Annotated in this window: 15 protein-coding genes; 3 read left to right on the forward strand and 12 right to left on the reverse strand. The window is 70.0% G+C overall.

Annotated features, from left to right (window positions below):
- Positions 1–23 precede the first annotated feature (23 nt).
- The 4 genes from QSK39_RS24580 to QSK39_RS24595 all read right to left on the reverse strand — a co-directional run bounded on the left by QSK39_RS24580 (position 24) and on the right by QSK39_RS24595 (position 4,890).
- Positions 24–1,949, reverse strand: coding sequence for a flavin-containing monooxygenase (locus QSK39_RS24580; protein WP_285480181.1), 1,926 nt, complete (start codon positions 1,947–1,949; stop codon positions 24–26).
- Positions 1,950–2,146: 197 nt separating this feature from the next.
- A complete protein-coding gene (locus QSK39_RS24585; RefSeq protein WP_285480182.1) occupies positions 2,147–2,941 on the reverse strand; it encodes an enoyl-CoA hydratase/isomerase family protein in 795 nt (264 codons plus the stop codon).
- Positions 2,942–2,957: 16 nt separating this feature from the next.
- On the reverse strand, positions 2,958–3,917 hold the full coding sequence (locus tag QSK39_RS24590; protein ID WP_285480183.1) for a VOC family protein: 960 nt from the start codon (positions 3,915–3,917) through the stop codon (positions 2,958–2,960).
- 37 nt (positions 3,918–3,954) lie between these two features.
- Positions 3,955–4,890, reverse strand: coding sequence for a cyclase family protein (locus QSK39_RS24595; RefSeq protein WP_285480184.1), 936 nt, complete (start codon positions 4,888–4,890; stop codon positions 3,955–3,957).
- A 197-nt stretch (positions 4,891–5,087) separates the two neighbouring features.
- Between QSK39_RS24595 and QSK39_RS24600 the strand changes: the two genes are divergently transcribed.
- Positions 5,088–6,065 carry an LLM class flavin-dependent oxidoreductase gene (locus tag QSK39_RS24600; RefSeq protein WP_285480185.1) on the forward strand — a complete coding sequence of 326 codons (978 nt, stop codon included), beginning with the start codon at positions 5,088–5,090 and terminating at the stop codon, positions 6,063–6,065.
- 13 nt (positions 6,066–6,078) lie between these two features.
- Here QSK39_RS24600 and QSK39_RS24605 read toward each other — a convergent pair whose 3' ends face one another.
- The 8 genes from QSK39_RS24605 to QSK39_RS24640 form a co-directional block, all read right to left on the reverse strand.
- Complete coding sequence (locus tag QSK39_RS24605; RefSeq protein ID WP_285480186.1) at positions 6,079–6,762, reverse strand: TetR/AcrR family transcriptional regulator; 684 nt, start codon at positions 6,760–6,762, stop codon at positions 6,079–6,081.
- A gap of 80 nt (positions 6,763–6,842) precedes the next feature.
- Positions 6,843–7,901, reverse strand: coding sequence for a cyclase family protein (locus tag QSK39_RS24610; protein WP_285480187.1), 1,059 nt, complete (start codon positions 7,899–7,901; stop codon positions 6,843–6,845).
- A 108-nt stretch (positions 7,902–8,009) separates the two neighbouring features.
- Entirely contained in the window at positions 8,010–8,417 is a 408-nt protein-coding gene (locus QSK39_RS24615; RefSeq protein WP_285480188.1) for a nuclear transport factor 2 family protein, read from the reverse strand.
- On the reverse strand, positions 8,414–9,463 hold the full coding sequence (locus tag QSK39_RS24620) for an ABC transporter ATP-binding protein (protein WP_285480189.1): 1,050 nt from the start codon (positions 9,461–9,463) through the stop codon (positions 8,414–8,416). The genes QSK39_RS24615 and QSK39_RS24620 overlap by 4 nt, the downstream gene beginning before the upstream one ends.
- The gene (locus tag QSK39_RS24625) at positions 9,453–10,475 is read right to left on the reverse strand and encodes an ABC transporter ATP-binding protein (protein WP_285480190.1); all 1,023 of its coding nucleotides are present in this window, start codon (positions 10,473–10,475) and stop codon (positions 9,453–9,455) included. The genes QSK39_RS24620 and QSK39_RS24625 overlap by 11 nt, the downstream gene beginning before the upstream one ends.
- A 42-nt stretch (positions 10,476–10,517) precedes the next feature.
- Positions 10,518–12,065 (reverse strand): ABC transporter substrate-binding protein, encoded by a 1,548-nt coding sequence (locus tag QSK39_RS24630; protein WP_285480191.1) that lies wholly within the window; start codon positions 12,063–12,065, stop codon positions 10,518–10,520.
- A 97-nt stretch (positions 12,066–12,162) separates the two neighbouring features.
- On the reverse strand, positions 12,163–13,056 hold the full coding sequence (locus QSK39_RS24635) for an ABC transporter permease (protein ID WP_285480192.1): 894 nt from the start codon (positions 13,054–13,056) through the stop codon (positions 12,163–12,165).
- Positions 13,053–13,994: an ABC transporter permease gene (locus QSK39_RS24640; RefSeq protein ID WP_285480193.1), complete on the reverse strand. Its 942-nt coding sequence runs from the start codon at positions 13,992–13,994 to the stop codon at positions 13,053–13,055. Before QSK39_RS24640 ends, QSK39_RS24635 begins: the two co-directional genes overlap by 4 nt.
- Positions 13,995–14,343: 349 nt before the next feature.
- Between QSK39_RS24640 and QSK39_RS24645 the strand changes: the two genes are divergently transcribed.
- On the forward strand, positions 14,344–15,159 hold the full coding sequence (locus QSK39_RS24645) for an IclR family transcriptional regulator (RefSeq protein ID WP_285480194.1): 816 nt from the start codon (positions 14,344–14,346) through the stop codon (positions 15,157–15,159).
- Between the two features lie 113 nt (positions 15,160–15,272).
- Positions 15,273–16,253, forward strand: a complete 981-nt coding sequence (locus QSK39_RS24650) for a VOC family protein (RefSeq protein WP_285480195.1) — start codon at positions 15,273–15,275, stop codon at positions 16,251–16,253.
- Positions 16,254–16,269 lie beyond the last annotated feature (16 nt).

Raw genomic sequence — 16,269 nt, forward strand, 5'->3', positions numbered from 1 at the left:
CCGGGCCACGCCGTTTCTCCGCATCAGACCACGTGGTAGTCGTCCGGGTCGAACCGCTCGTAGAGCTCGTGCTGCTCCTCGAGCCGCCACGGGATGTTGACCTGCTGGCGGCCGAACTCGTTGACGTAGTAGTTCTTGTCCTTCGAGCCTTCGTCGTACCAGATCAGCGAAAGCATCGCCTCGTCCAGCCGCTTGTTGTAGTTCTCGAAGACATCCTCGCGCACCGACAGGTACTTGTGACCGCCCTCGATGAGGTGGATGAGGCTCTCGGCGATGTACCGCGACCACGTCTCGATCCAGACGATCAGCGAGCCGGCGCGGTTCTGGGAGTTCGGGCCGTACATCACGTACAGGTTCGGGAAGTCCGGCACCGTCAGCGACAGGTAGGCCCGCGGGCCGCCCCCTTCGGGCTCGGCCCAGCGCTGCTCGAGGCTTGCCCCGTCGAGCCCGCGGTATTCGGTGGGCCACAGGTACTTCTGGACCTCGAACCCGGTCGCGGTGAACACCACGTCGTAGTCCCGCTCGGTCCCGTCCGCGGCGCGGATACCCGTCGGCGTGAACCGCTCGATGCCTGCCGTGACCAGCTCGACGTTGTCCTGCAACAGCGCCGAGTACCAGCCGTTGTCCACGATCATCCGGCGGGCCAGCGGAGCGTGCGCGGGGATCAGCCGCTCCCAGAGGTCCGGGCGATCCGGCAGTTTCGCCTTGATGTAGGCGGTGAGGTCCTTGCGGTAGGAGTCGTTGGCCGCGTTCACCTGGCCGCCCTCGGCCTTCCACGCCGGGTCCGGCTCCTGGAGCAGCTGCCCGTCGAGGCGCAGGGTGGCGTACGAGTAGCAGTACCAGTTCCAGTAGTAGGGCATGGTGTCGAGCAGCCACCGCGTCTCCGGCGGGACGGGGTCGCCGTACCGGTCCCGCGGGCTGATCCACTGCGGGGTGCGCTGGTAGACCCCCAGGTTCGCGGCGCGGCGCTGCACCGACGCCATCATCTGCACGCCGGTGGAGCCGTTGCCGACGATCGCGACGCGCTTGCCGTCGAGGTCCTCGTCGCCGGTGCACTCCGCGGTGTGGATGATCTCGCCGCCGAAGTCCTCGATGCCCGGGGCGTCGAGGCGCTTCGGGGTGGCGAACAGCCCGCTCGCGCTGACGACGGCGGTGGCGGTGATGTGCCGTTCTTCCCCGGCCACGGTGACATCCAGGCCCCAGGTCCCGGCGCCGGTGTCGAAGGTGGCGGCGGTGACGTCCGACCGGTAGGAGATGTGGTCGGTGATCCCGTGCTTTTCGGCGATGTGCACCAGGTAGGCCTTGACCTCCTCCGCGCGGGCGAAGTACTCGGTCCACGGGTAGTTCTTCTCGAAGAAGAACTGGTAGAGGAAGATCGAGGTGTCCACCCGGACGTCGGGGTAGGCGTTGATGTCCCAGGTGCCGCCGAGCGATTCGCGGCGTTCGTAGATCGTGAACGGGATGCCCAGTTTCTTCAGCTGCACGCCCATCGCGATGCCGTTGAACCCGGCGCCGACGATCGCCACCTCGAACCCGGCGGGGATCTCGGGTTTCCCGTCGGTCCACCGGGCGAGCCGGGGGTGCTCGTCGAAGGCGGCGAGGTCGCGCCGGTACCGCCACGTCCGCTCGTCGAGCTGCTCGGCCCGGAACGCCTCGTACATCCTGCGGAGTTCGGCGTCCGTGGGTGCCGTGGTCTCGAAATCCGCGGGCTTGGCCAGCAGGAAGTCCAGTGCCTTCCGGGTGACCAGCTCCCGGTCGGTCTCCGCGACGACGTACTGGGTGAGCGCCCCGCCGTACATCGGGACGGTGGCGAGTTCGAGCGTGAGCAGTTCCTCGTCGCCGGTCGCCTGGTACAGCGCCATCCGCAGCGCGTTCAGGTCGGCGTCCGCCAGCGCTCGCCGGACGAAGCCGGCGTCCGGCGCCCCCGGGGCCGTGTCCTCCGTGGTCATTCAGCTCCTTTCGGGACGGTCCCGCACATCGGCACGAGCCGCGGATCAGGCTCGGCGGCCCCGATCCGGGTCGCCCGACAGCGGAATCCATCGTCGCCCGGCACCGCGGCGGGCATAAGGGCGCGACACCACTGAGCGGGACAGAGCGTGCATGAGCTCGATCACGGCGTGGCCGATTGCGTCGAGCTCACCGGGGTTCAGCGGACCGTCCACTTGGGACGCCGGAAGGTCTCCCGATCGACCTGGGCCATCCCGGCCGGGTTGCCGAGCTGGGTGTAGGACAGCCCGGTGCGCAGCGCCTGGGTCCGCCCGGAGTCGAGCGACTCCCAGATCGCCCGCACACTGCCCTGGATCGCGACCGGTGGCTTCGCGGCGATGATCCCGGCGAGCTCGTCCGCGCGCTTCCACAGACCGGCGCGCGGCACCACCTCGCTGACCAAGCCGATCTGCAGCGCCCGCTCGGCCGAAAGCCGTTCGTCCAGGCCCAGCAGGGTGATCCGCAGGGCCTCGCCGAGCGGGACCCGCCGGGCGAGGCCGATCGGTTCCAGCGCCGCCGTCATCCCGTAGCTGACGTGCGGGTCGAAGAACGTGGCGTCGTCCGAGCAGATGATGATGTCCGCCTCGTTGAGCCAGTAGAAGGCACCGCCCGCGGCCATCCCGTGCACCGCCGCGACGAGCGGCTTCCACACGCGGTTCAGCTTGGGGGACAACGATTCGCCCGGGTCCACGTCGTTCCAGAGGTTGTCCGGGTGCCGCAGCCGCTGCTTGACGTCGACGCCGGTGCTGAAGGCCTTGTCCCCCGCGGCCCGCAGGACGACGACGTGCACGTCGTCGTCCGTCTTGACCTCCTCCCAGATCAGCGCGAACTCGTCACACATCTTCTGGTCGAAGCTGTTCAGCGCCTCGGGCCGGTTGAGCGTGACCGTCGCGATGTGGCCGGCGGTCGTGTAGGTCACCGTCGTCAGCTCGTCCGGCTTCGGTCGGTCGGCCATCGTGATTGCCTTTCCGCTAGCCGCGCGGGTCGCCGGGGACCGGTGCTGTGGTGAAGATCCACGGGATACCGAGCGCGGTACGGGGGTCCGCCACGATCGCCTCGTCCGTCCGGGTGCGGAACGCGACGCCCTGCGCGTCGAGGTGGGCCGCCACCTTGCCGAGGTCGGCGACCCGGAAGGTGATCGTGTGGTAGGTGTCGTGCGGCCGCGTCGTCTGCCAGTCGGCCCACGCGTCGGTGCCCTCGTCCGGTGTCCCGTATTCGAGGATCGAGTCCGACAGCTGAACGTACGTGCTCGTCAGACCGAGCAGCTCGTTCCGGCCTTCGTGGATCACCCGGCCGCCCAGCGCCGTGACGACGACCTTCAGCGCGCGGTCGAGGTCCCCGGTCAGCACCGTGTGGTGCGAGGTGTGGTCGATGCCCAGCACGGGATCGCCGGAGGCCGGCGGGAGCTCCCAGCCCTCCTTGATCCGGGGGTCGAGGGGGAACGGGATGGTGGGCAGGAACTCGTAGCGCAGGCCCGCGGTCTCCGGGGTGGTGAAGAACAGCGGCAGGGTGCCGTTCGCCGAGCGGGGTACCTCGGGGCCGCCGCCCGGATCGTCGTTCTGGCCGACCGTGCCGATGCCCAGGTCGTTGATCGCCGTGTAACAGGCCTGCATGTCCGGCACGTACCAGCCGAACCCCTTGAGGTGCGGCGTCTCCACCGTCGGGTAACGCTGGATCCCGCCGGTGACGTAGCGCTTCGGGTCGATCGTGTCGAGCAGCAGGTCCGCGATCGGGGTGAACGTCGAATAGTCCTGCGGGTAGCCAGGGGTCGGCGGCCGGCCCTGGTTCATCAGGGCCATCGGCAGGCTCTCGCGGCCGAGCACTCGCTCGTACCACGCCTCGGCCTCGTCCAGGCTCAGGACGTGATGGCTCGGGTGGTACATCCGGCCGACCCGGAAACCGGCGATGTCCAAAGTGCGCACTGCGGTCACGTGTTCTCCTTTGCTGGTCCGAGCCGGACGAGGGTCGTCACTTGATCGCGATCGGGGAGACGGGCGAACCGACCGAGTTGCTGATCTTCAGGCCGGTGCCGGTGAACAGGAACTCGTAGACGCCGTCCGCGGCGCAGTCGGCCGCCAGGTCCTCGAAGGTGAACATCTCGCCGATCGTCAGCCCGAGGTCCCGGATGGCGATCTGGTGCACCGGGATGACGGAGCCCTCGACGACCGTCGGATACCGCTCGAAGGCCCAGTTGTCGATGGCGATCGCGGCGATGTCGCGGTCCTTGAACCACTGCAGCACCTCGAGCCCGGGCCCCGGCTCCGGGCCGCGGCCGAACTTCGTCTTGTCGCCTTCGAGGAAGTACTGGTACCACCCGGTGCGCAGGCAGAGGACGTCTCCGGGCTCGACGGTCACGCCGTGCGCCGCCTCGGCCTCCTCCAGGTCGGTGCTGGTGATCTCGTGCGAGTCCGGCAGCCGGTCGACACCCTTGACCGCCGGCAGGTCGAGCAGCACCCCACGCGAGATCAGGTGGCCGTTGGCGGCGGCGAACGAGTTCCGCGTCGCGCCGGCACCGGGCCGGACGGCGGTCGAGGGCACGCCGTTGTAGAAGAAGCCGCCGTACCCGACGTGCGACAGAGCGTCCCACTGGGTCGCGCACTGCAGCCCCATCACGACCATGTCGTCCGCCGAGATCATCCCGTCCGGCAGGCCCGCCGTGTCCAGGGGCGTCCACGTCATGGTGTGCACCGGGTTGATCCGGAAGCCGCCGTCCTGCGGGCCGTTCTTGTCGAACGACATCCCGAGGTCGATCCGCTTGCCGGTGCGCGCCAGCTTCGCCGCCGCGGCCACCTTCTCCGGGGTCACGAGGTTGAGCGTGCCGATCTCGTCGTCCGCGCCCCAGCGGCCCCAGTTGCTCAGCTTCTTGCCGAGTTCCTGGTGCGGCCAGGTTTTTTCGTCACTCACGACATTCTCCCGTCGAGAAGAGGTGATCCCGCCGTCCTGCGCCGGTCCACGCTAGGGCTTCGCGGACCGGCGGTCAGCGGATCATCCCGCTCAGAGGAACGGTCGTCCCGGCGTCCCACGCACCAGCACGGCGGATGGCGGGGGCGGCGCCGCGGTGCTTCACTCCACCCCGACGACGCCGTGGCGGAGGGACGACCGTGCAATTCTCACTACGCTTCGATTTCCGCAACCCGCCGTTCGCCGACGGCACGACCGCGGACCGCTACGCCGCCGCGCTGGACATGGCCGCCTGGGCCGACGGCGCGGGCTGCGACGCGATCATCCTCTCCGAGCACCACGGTTCGGCGGACGGCTACCTGCCCAGTCCGCTGCCCGTGCTGGCCGCCATGGCGGCGCGCACGACCCGGGTGCGGCTGCGGGTGTCGGCGATGGCGGGACCGTTCCACGATCCGCTCCGCCTCGCCGAGGACCTGGTCGTGCTCGACCACCTCAGCCGCGGGCGCGTCGACGTCGTCATCGGCGCCGGGTACGTCTCTTCCGAGTTCGAAATGTTCGGGGTGGACCGGGCCGAACGGGTGCGGCGGGTCACCGAGCTCGTGACCACTCTGAAGGCCGCGTTCACCGGTGAGCCCTTCGAATACCGCGGCCGGCGGGTGTCGGTCACGCCCACCCCGTTCCGGCCGGGCGGCCCACCGCTCGCTCTCGGCGGGAGCACAGCGAAGGCCGCTCGCCGGGCGGCGCGCCTGGGCGTCGGCTTCGAGCCCGCCGGGCCACAGCTGTGGCAGCCGTACCGTGAAGAACTGCGGATGCTGGGCCGACCCGATCCCGGACCGCAGGCCGCGGTGTCCGCCGGCCTGGTCATGCTGGCCGAGGTTCCCGAGAAGGCGTGGGGCTGCGTCGCACCGTTCCTGCTCCACGAGATGAACTCCTACGGCGCATGGCTGTCCGAAGCGTCCGCGGATCCGTTGACGCCCAAGTACTTCACGGTGGCCGGCGTCGATGAGCTGCGGGCGAGCGGGCGGTACCGGATCCTGACGCCGGACGAACTCGTCGCCGACGTGCGGGCGGATCCCGGCCGGAGCATCTCGTTCAGCCCGCTCTGCGGCGGCACCCCGGTCGAGACCGGCTGGGAAAGCCTGCGCCTGCTGGACGAACGGGTGCTCCCCCGCGTGTGAGGCGACCGGCGGGTCAGGCGGCGCTGCCGCGGACGGTGCGCAGCAACGCCCGTCCCCGGTCGAGGGCCGCACCCGTGTCCGCGGACGCGTCCCCCGGCTCGCCGAGGATCCCGTTGAGGAAGATCTCGCAGTAGAACGCGGACAGCGACTCCACGGCCAGCCCCCGCCGCCCGCCCACCCACTGGTAGGTGTAGTTGTGCAGGTTGAGGAACGCCAGGGTGGCGAGGTCGACGTCCTGGATCCGCAGTGCGCCGTCGTCGCGGCCCGCCGAGATCGTGTCCCGGACGAACGACTCGAAGCGGTATCGCTTCTGGCGGAACCGGATCCGCAGCTCGCCCTGCAGCTGCTGGTACTCGTGCAGGAAGACCCACACGTGGTCCTGCCGGTTCATGATCTGCCAGAGCAGGGACTCCGAGAGCAGCCGCAGCCGCACGGGGAACGACGCCTCCGACGCGACGATCGCGGCGCCCTCGGCCAGCAGCGGATCGAGCACCCGGTCGTGGATCTCGGCGAGCAGTGCTTCCTTGGACCCGATGTAGTAGTAGAGCGCGCCACGGGCCAGCCCCGCGGCTTCGCCGATGTCGGCCACACCCGTACCGACGTAACCGTTCCTCGAGAACAGCCGCACGGCCACGTCGACGACGTGCTCGCGCTTGCGGTAGTACCGCTCGGTCTTCCGTTCGGTCTTCGAAGGCATCTCACCGATCCCGCACACCAGTCGGCCGGCAGAACGACACGCGCACCGGCTGCCGCACGAGACGGCAGCCGGGACAGCGGTCACACGGTCGCGACCGGGGTGAGCGGGCTGCCCTGGGTTCCGGGCAGCCGCAGCGGCGGCGCGGTGAGCAGGAACCGGGTGCGCCCGTGCTCCCGCAGCCAGCGAGCCAGGTCGCGGGTGAACCAGAGCTCGCCGAGGGGCACGCCGAGCTTGAACAGGCAGTGCTGGTGGATCGGCAGCAGGGTGTGGGGCACCGGCTCGTTCGGCGGCCGCTCCACACCGACGCCCTCCACCGCGTAGTTGTCCGCGATCAGCGCCGACAGCCCGCTGTCGGTGACCCACTGCAGGATCGCCGGGTCGTGAGCATCCAAATAGGACGCTGTTCGGTGGATGGCCACCGGGTCGGGGTTCTTGCCCCACTCCAGGATCTGCGTGGCGAAGCCCGTGTGGATCACGACCATGTCGCCCGGCTCGACGACGACGTTGTCCGTCTTCATGATGCCGGACAGGGTGGCGAAGTCGACCGCCTGCCAGCCACGGCCGAGGTGGTGCTCGAGGTCGATCAGCACGCCGCGGCCCTGCACCCCGTGCGCGGCCATGTGCTCCAGGCCGAGATGGCGCGCGAAGCCGAGGCTGCCGCTGCCGTCGCCCTTGGCGTCCTCCTGCGGTCCGACGATGTCCTGGCCCGCCCGGTAACCGTTGTAGTACACGGCTTCCGGCACGCCGTCGGCATCCGCGTCGAACTCCGCACCCTGGTGGGCCAGCGCGTCCCACTGCGTCGAGTACTGCAGCCAGAGCGTGACCTGGTCGTCCGACCAGACGTCGTTGAAGTCCGGGGAGATCTGCTCGCGGGCGATGACGTTGTAGAAGACGTCCTGCTTGTGCTGCAGGTCTTCGGTGGGCTTGAGGATCGGCGGGTAGCGACGCTGGTTGAGCGCCGTGCCGCCCGGGTAGTCGAGGGGCAGGCTCAGGCTGAAGGTCACGCCCTCCTTGATCTCGGCCGCTCCCTGCAGCACCTTGTCCCGCGTGAGCAGGTTGATCCGGCCGAGTTCGTCGTCGTCCCCCCAGTCACCCCAGGTCGAGCCGGGCGGGCGCTGCTTCCATCGGCGGTCGGTCACGGGACCTCCTTGGCACTCGACGGCGTTGTCGAGGATGAACGGATACGGGCATCCACGCTGTCGCGACCGGCCGGGCCACACCAGTGGCCGTCCCGGTCACCGGACGGATCAGGCCGGAATGATCGTGAGCGTGCGCCGGGTGAACAGCCAACGGCCGTCCCGCAGGCGCAGCCGGTCCTCGTACCGGCCGACCAGCACCACGGTCCATCCCGCGGCTCCCGGCTTGAGGAACACGAGGTCGCTGATCGCTTCGGCCTCGGCCCCCGAGCCGGTGACGAGCGTGTTCCCGACGACGTGGCGCTGCGGGCCGGCCGGCTTGACGGTCTCGTAGTAGGCCCGGAGCGCCTCGGTGCCCACGACCGGTTCCTGGCCGGGCAGCACCGAGATGCCCTCGGCCGCGAAGAGGGCGACGAGGTCGTCCGTGCGGCCGTCGTCGAGGGCGTGGCAGTAGGCGGCCAGTGTCGCCCGGACCCCCTCGGCGATCTCGGCGGTCTTGGTCGGCACGGTGGTGGTCATCGGGGCTCCTCGGATCGAGGTCGAACCGGCTCCGGTTCGACGAGCGGGAAGTGACAGGCAACGCTCTGCTCCGGCCCGATCCGGCGCACCGCAGGGACCTCCGCCGCGCACCGTTCGCGCGCCCGCGGGCACCGCGTCCGGAACGGACAGCCGGACGGCGGCGCCAGCGGCGAGGGCACGTCCCCTTCGAGGGCGGGCCCGGCGAAGCCGCGCGTGGGATCGATCAGCGGAACCGAGTCGAGCAGGGCCCGGGTGTAGGGGTGCGCCGGCCGGGCGTAGACGACGTCCGCGTCGCCGAACTCGCACACCGTGCCGAGGTACATCACCATGACGTCGTCGCTGATCGCCCGGACCACGCCCAGGTCGTGCGCGACGAACAGCACGGTGAGGTCGAACTCACGCTTGAGATCCTCGATCAGGTTGAGGATCTGCGCCTGCACCGAGACGTCCAGCGCCGACACCGGCTCGTCGCAGATCAGCAGGGCCGGGTTGAGCGCCAGCGCGCGGGCGATCGCGACGCGCTGGGCCTGTCCGCCCGAGAGCTGGCGCGGCACCAGGTCGGCGAACCGGTCGCCGCCCAGTCCGACCTGCTCGAGCACCCGGGCCGACGTCCGCGCGCGCTCCGCGGCCCCGGCGCCGGCCACGGCCAGGCCCTCGACGACGATCTCCTTGACGGGCCGCCGGGGGTTCAGCGAGGCCACCGGGTCCTGGAAGATCATCTGGATCGACCGGCGCAGCTCGCGCATCCGGCTTTCGCTCGCCTGGTCGATGCGTTCGCCCGCGTAGGTGATCGTGCCGCCGGACGGCCGGTTGAGCCGGAGCACCGCCCGTCCGGTGGTCGACTTCCCGCACCCGGACTCGCCGACGATGCCGAGGGTCTCCCCCGGCAGCACGTCGAAGCTGACCCCTGACACGGCCTGGACCACGCCCGCGTCGGTGCGGAACCGGACCACCAGGTCCTCGACGCTGAGCAGGGCGCCCGCGCGCAGGTGTGCCGCGCGCGGCGGCGTGCCCGCCGCGGTGTCCGCTGCAGACTCAACGGCCAACGAGATCACCTCCGGTGTATGCGGGGGCCGCCACCGGGTGGCAGCAGACGACGTCGTGGTCCGAGCCCACCCGGGCGAGCACGGGTCCGGGCTCGGTGCACTCGGGAGTCGCCGCCGAGCAGCGCGCGGCGAACCGGCAGCCGCCCGGCGGGGCCACCGGGTCGGGCAGCGAGCCCGGGATCAGCCGCAGCGGCGTGTGCCGGTGGTGGTCGATCGTCGGGGCGGCGCCGAGCAGGGCGTGGGTGTACCGGTGCCGGGGCGCTGCGAAGACCTGGCGGGTCGCGCCGATCTCGGCGAGGCGCCCGGCGTACATGACGGCGGTGCGGTCCGTCCGCCCCGCCACGACGGCCAGGTCGTGGCTGATCAGGATCATCGACGTGCCGCGGTCGCGCTGGATGCGCCGCAGCAGGTCGAGGATCTGGCGCTGGACCGTCACGTCCAGCGCCGTCGTCGGCTCGTCGGCGATGAGCAGGTCCGGCTCGCAGGCCAGCGCGATCGCGATCATCACACGCTGGCGCATCCCACCGGACAGCTCGTGCGGGTAGTTCCGCAGGCGCTTCTCCGGGTCGGGCACCCCGACCTCCGTGAGGAGGCCGAGAGCCCGCTCCCGCGACTCGGCGCGGCCGACGCCGAGGTGCTTGCGCATTCCTTCGGTGAGCTGGCGTTGCACCCGGACAACGGGGTTCAGCGACCGTCCGGGGTCCTGGAACACCATGGCGATCCGTTTGCCCCACACCTCTTCCCGCTGCTTGCGCGGGAGGGAAAGCAGGTCACGTCCCTGGAACAGCACCTCACCCGAACAACCCGAGTGGTGCGGCAACAGGCCCATGATCGCCTTCGCGGTGACGGACTTGCCCGAACCGGACTCGCCGACGACGCCGAGCGCCTCTCCCCGGCCGAGGGAGAAGGTCACGCCGTCGACCGCCCGGACGACGCCGCGCCCGGTGCCGATCAACGCCTTGAGGTCTCGCACCTCGAGCACGGGTGCCGGAGGGGACGTGGTGGGGGTCATGGCCAGGCCGCCTTCTGGGTTCGGGTGTCCCGGGGATGACTGCTAGTGCTGCTTCCAGAGCGCGTCCGGCAGCAACGAGCCGAAGCCGTACTGCTCGACGCCGCCGATCTGCTTGCTGCTGATGGCAGCGCTGACGTTGCGGGTCAGCCAGAGGTTCGGGTGGTCCTCCACGAGGCGCTTCTGGACCTGGTCGTACGCGGCCTTGCGCTCGTCGGCCGAGGTCGAGGTCCGCCCCTTGACCAGGGCGGCGTTCAGCTCGGGATCGTTGATCCCGCTCATGTTGGACCGCGAGTCCGCCGCGAAGGCGGTCCACAACCGCGGTTCCGGGTCGAGGAAGGCCGCCGAGGAGACCGTCGCGTCGAAGTCGTGGGTCGTCTGGAGCTTGGCGAGCTCGGCGTATTCGACGACCTTGACCTGCATCTTGACGTTCTGGAACGCGTTGAGCTGGGCCTGGATGGCCTCGGCGAGCGCCCGGTTCTCCGACGACGACGTCGCGGTGAAGGTGAACGAGACGGTCTTGCCCTCGGCCGCGAGCTCGTTGAAGAGCCGCTGGGCCGTGGCCTTGTCCGGCGCGCCCACCGGGGTGCCGGTGTGGAACGGCGACGAGGCGTCGAACAGCGTGTCGACCAGCTGGCCCGCACCGCCGAAGACGGAGACGTTGAGTGCCTGCGGATCGATCGCGGCGGCCAGCGCCTGCCGCGCCCGGAGGTCGTTGAACGGCGCGCGCCGGGTGTTCAGCGCGATGTAGTTGCCCCCGCTGAGGGGCTGGACGGCCGTGACGAGGTTGGACTGGCCCGCCTTCTGCAGGTTCGACCAGCTGGACTCCACGGCGACGTCCGCGCCGCCGCTGACCATCGTGTTCAACCGCTGGTTGCCGTCGATCGCCGGCCGCAGCGTCAGCTGGTCCAGGTGCGGCCGCGGCGCGTCCCAATAGCTGGGGTTGCGCTTGAGCACGAGGGCGTCCTGCCGCCGCCACTCCTGCAGGACGTAGGGGCCCGCGCCGATCGGTTTCGCGTCGAAGGACGCGCCGCCCGCGGCGATCGCCTCGGGTTTGGGGACCCAGTTCAGGCTGGAGGTGACGACCGAGTAACCGAAGTTGGGCACCGCCGCGGTCATGGTGACCCGCAAGGTGGTCGCGGACGTCGCCTCGGTGCTCGCGACCTGGGCCGCGTCACCCTGGTAGAGAGAACCGGTCGCGGGATCCTTGAGCCGGTCCCAGTGCGCCTTGACCGCGGACGCCTCGAACGGGGACCCGTCGCTGAACCGCAGGCCGGGACGCAGCGCCAGCTCGAACGTCTTCCCACCGTCCGCCGTCTTGAACGACGCCGCCAACGACGGCGTGATCGCTCCCGTCGCCGGGTCGGTCCGCAGCAGGGTGCCGAACAGGGCGTTGCCGACCACGGCGCCGCCCGGCCCGTTGTTGCTGCCGAAGGCGGGATCGAGCGTGCGGGGCTCGCTGAGCATCAGGACGGTGGCGTTGCCGCCTTCCACCGGGTTCCCCGTGGCCCCTTGGGCGCCGCTGCCGCTGGTGGCGCCTCCGCCACCACAGGCCGCCAGCGCCATCGCCATCGCGGTTGCCACGACTGCCACCGGCAGACGTCTCGTTCTGATCATCGTTGACCTCTCGTAGGCGACCGGTGCCGGTCGCGTGGACGGTGCTGGGTACTGCGAAGCCGAGTGGGTGCGCTCACCGCAGGCTGCGGTCGAAGCGGCGACGGAGGTGGTCGCCGGCCTGGTTGAGGGAGAAGACCGTCAGGAAGATGACGGTGGCGGGCACGAAGACCAGGTGCGGGTAGTCCCCGATCGCGTCCTTGCCGTCCGCGATCATGCCGCCCCAGCTGGGTGTGGGCGGCGGGATCCCCATCCCGAGGAACCCGAGTGAGCCCTCGGCGACGATCAGCGCCGCCATCACCACGGGCAGGTAGGCGGCCAGCGCCGGGAGCAGGTTCGGCAGGATCTCGCGAAACAGGATCCGGATGCCGCCGGCGCCCATGTTCTTGGCGGCGGTGACGAATTCGCGCGAGGCCCACAACAGCGTGTTCGCCCGCGCAAGGCGGATGAAGGTCGGGATGACCAGCAAGGTCAGCCCGATCAGGATCGTGGAAACGCTCGGTGTGAGCACCGCCGACAGGGCGAGCAGCAGGATCAGCGGCGGGAACGCGAGCATCGCGTCCGCGAGCAACCGGATCACCGCGTCCACCCTGCGGCCGAAGTACCCCCCGATCATGCCCAGCGTCCCGCCGATGACGGTGCCGAGCAGGCCGGCCACCGTGCCGACGACCAGGGAGACCTGGGCGCCGTGCACGACCCGGGACAACAGCGAGCGCCCCAGCTGGTCGGTGCCCAGCAGCAGGTCCAGGCTTCCGCCGCCGGGTACTTGGCGCGGCGGTCCCACCGCGATGTCGAACGGGCCGAGCGGCAGCACCGGCGCCAGTACGGCGGACAGGATCACCACCGCGAGCCAGAAGTAGGAGAGGGCGACCAGAACCGACCGCGGTCTGCGGACCGGCCGGACTTCCGGATCGGCACTCGTCCGTGCTCCGGCGGACGAGCCGTTCATGGCGGGATCGACCGTCGTCATGCCGCAGCCACCTTCCGCACGCGCGGGTCGAGCCAGTTGTAGCTGAGGTCCACGAGCATGTTGATCACCACGTAGACGACCACGATGAACACCACGATCCCCTGCACGGTCACCACGTCCCTGGCGGTGATCGAGGTGACGATGAACTGGCCGAGCCCGGGCAACGAGAACAGCGTCTCCACCACGACCGTCCCGCCGATCAACCGGCCGAGGTTGATCCCGGCGAGGGTGATCAGGGAGAACGACGACGGGCGCAGCGCGTGCCGGAACATCACGTACATCCGGCTCATGCCCTTGGCTCTGGCCGCACCCACGAAGTCTTCGCCGAGCGTGGAGATCAGGTCCGACCGCAGGATCCGGTGGAATGCCGCAATCTCGATCAGCGCGATGGCGAGCGAGGGCATGATCGCGCTGGAAAGGTTCGCGCCCAGCCCGTCCGCCTCGATCCGCGACCAGCCGCTGACCGGGAACCAGTGCAGCTGCAGAGCAAGGAAGTAGACGAGCAACGGGCCGGCGATGAAGGCCGGCACGGAAAGAAGCACCGACGACAGGGCCGTGACAGCCCGATCGACCACGGTGTCCTGCCAGGTTGCGGAAACGACGGCCAGAACCACCGCCACCACGACCGAGATCAGCAGGGAGAGCACGGCCAGCTCGAGGGTGACCGGGAGCCGGGCCAGCACCGCGTCCGTCACCGGCTGGTTGGTGACCGGCGAGGTGCCGAGGTCGCCGGTGAGGGCGTGACCGAGCCACGACAGGTACTGCTCCCACAACGGCCGGTCCACGCCGAGTTTGTGGTTGAGGGCGGCGACCGCCTCGGGCGTCGCGTTCTCGCCGAGGATGACGGCCGCGGTCGAGCCCGGAGCCAGGCTCAGCAGGGCGACGGAGCCCAGAGTGACCAGAAGGACGACGACGACGTTGCGACCGACGCGTCTCACCGCGGTGAGCACCATGCGACTCACTTCCTTGGGAGGGCAGGTGATTCGGAGCCCGGTCGGCCCGGGTTCGTCCGGGTGACCCGTGCTCGTCTGGAACTCGCCCGCAAGCCCCGGGCGCTGGGTGCCGACAAAGCTAAGTCAACCGATCGGTACAGACAAGGGTCTCGTTCTACTGGGCGGAAAGTGGTCGCCCTCGCCCGACCGGCGCCGACTCGGCGATACGTGCTCGACCAGGTGCACTCTCGTTGTATCGATCGGTCTACAAAATTAACGCGCAGCGCGGTAGCCTGACCTCAGCAGGGACACACAGCGGTGTCCGGTGCCGGACGAGCGCACGAGGAGGTCGCACGTGACGGAGTCTCCAGCGGGCATGGTCGACAGGGTCGTCCTGATTCTCGGTGTCTTCGAGCGCTCCGGAGGAAAGCTGACGCTCGGCCAGGTCAGCTCCCGCAGCGGTCTCCCCCGGTCGTCCGCACACCGGATCCTGCAGCAGCTGGTCGACGCACGACTGCTGTACCGGATGGACAACACCTACACCCTGGGCCTCCGGATGTTCGAGATCGGCAGCCTGGTCGTCGGGCGCAGCCGGCTGCTCGAGGTCGCCCGGCGGCAGCTTCAGGAGCTGGCGGTGCGCACCGGCCTCGTCGCCCACCTGGCCCTCCTCGAAGGTCAAGACGCGCTGTACCTGGAAAAAGTCGGTGGCGCGTTCACGAGCGTGCCGCCCACCCGGGTCGGCGGGCGGCTGCCCGCGCACTGCACGGGCGTCGGCAAGGCGCTGCTGGCCTTCTCGCCGCAGACCGTTGTGGACGATTACCTCAGTCAGAACCTGCGGCAGCGGACGGTGGCCAGCATCTCCTCCCCCGCCGCGCTCGAGACCGCGCTCCAGCGGGTCCGCGAGTCCGGCTACGCGGTCGATCGGGAGGAGTCGGCTCGCGGCGTCGCCTGCGTGGCCGCCCCGATCCTCGAAGGGGGGAGCGTGATCGCCGCGGTGTCTCTCTGTGGCCCCCGTGCCCGGGTGGTGGTCGACGACCTCCGGTACCGGGTGATGTGGACCGCCGCCGAAATCTCGCGCCAGGCCGCGCCGGGTGGCCACCGGACGGGTTGTTCCGGTCAGCGGAAGATGGTCGAGCGCCTGCGCCCGGAACCCGAGACCATCACAGCGTGACCGCAAACCCGTTCGTCCTCAGTGGAGGGTCCTCGCCGGTTCCCTCCACTGTGGATCCCTGAACGGCGGTCCGGTACCGGTTCCCGACCCACGACGCCTCCAAGGAGCCTCCGTTGAGCCAGCCCGAGTACGACCAGGGACCCCGGATAGCCCATGCCGGCAGTGTGCACCTGGGCACTCCGGATCTGCAGAAGTCACTGTGGTTCTTCCGCGACCTGCTGGGTATGGAGGTCGTCGAGGAGCTCGACGGTACCGCGTACCTTCGCGGCTACCAAGAACTCACGCACCACTCGCTGATCCTCTCCCAGCAGCCCGAAGCGACGGTGCTCGGTTACAGCTTCCGGGTCCAGCGCCCGCAGGACGTCGAGCTCTTCGCGCAGCGGTTCGGCGAACAGGGCATCAAAACGCTGGAGATCGGCAAGGGCCAGGTCGCCGGGCGCGGCGAGGCGGTCCGGTTCCTGGTGCCCGGTAGCGAGCACCCGTTCGAGCTGTACTACGACATCACCAAACCACTTGCGCCGGAGGAGATCCGGTCGAAGATCCTGAGCAACAGCTCGCGTCGGCGCGGCCTCGGTGTACGCCGGCTCGACCACATCAACCTGCAGACCGGCGAAAGCACCGTCGAGCAGGCCGAGCTCTGGCTGCGCGAGGCGCTCGGGTTCAAGCGGCGCGAAGTGCTGAAGACCCCGGACCTGCTGATCGCCTCCTGGCTGTCGGTCACCCCGCAGGTGCACGACGTCGCGATGGGCCGGGGTGCCGAGGACCGGCCTGGGCAGTTCCACCACGTCGCTCTGAACGTCGAGAACTTCCACGACTTGCTCACCGCCGCCGACCAGATGCGCGACCTCGACATCGAATGGGGCGCCGGACCGGGCAAGCACGGCATCGGCCAGGCCATGTACCTCTACGTGCACGACCCCGGTTCCGGACACCGGATCGAGCTCTACTCCGGCGGCCACCTGATCTTCGATCCCGACTGGCAGCCCCTCGAGTGGTCACCTCGCCAGGAGTGGGGCGGAACCTGGTACGGGCACACCCTCGACACCGGTCCCGGCGGCTCCTTCCTCACGACCACGCCCTCGGCCGGCCTCTGATCGGAAAGGCACCGTC

The sequence above is a fragment of the Amycolatopsis sp. NBRC 101858 genome, assembly GCF_030269325.1.
GTDB classification, from domain to species: Bacteria; Actinomycetota; Actinomycetes; order Mycobacteriales; family Pseudonocardiaceae; genus Amycolatopsis; species Amycolatopsis ponsaeliensis.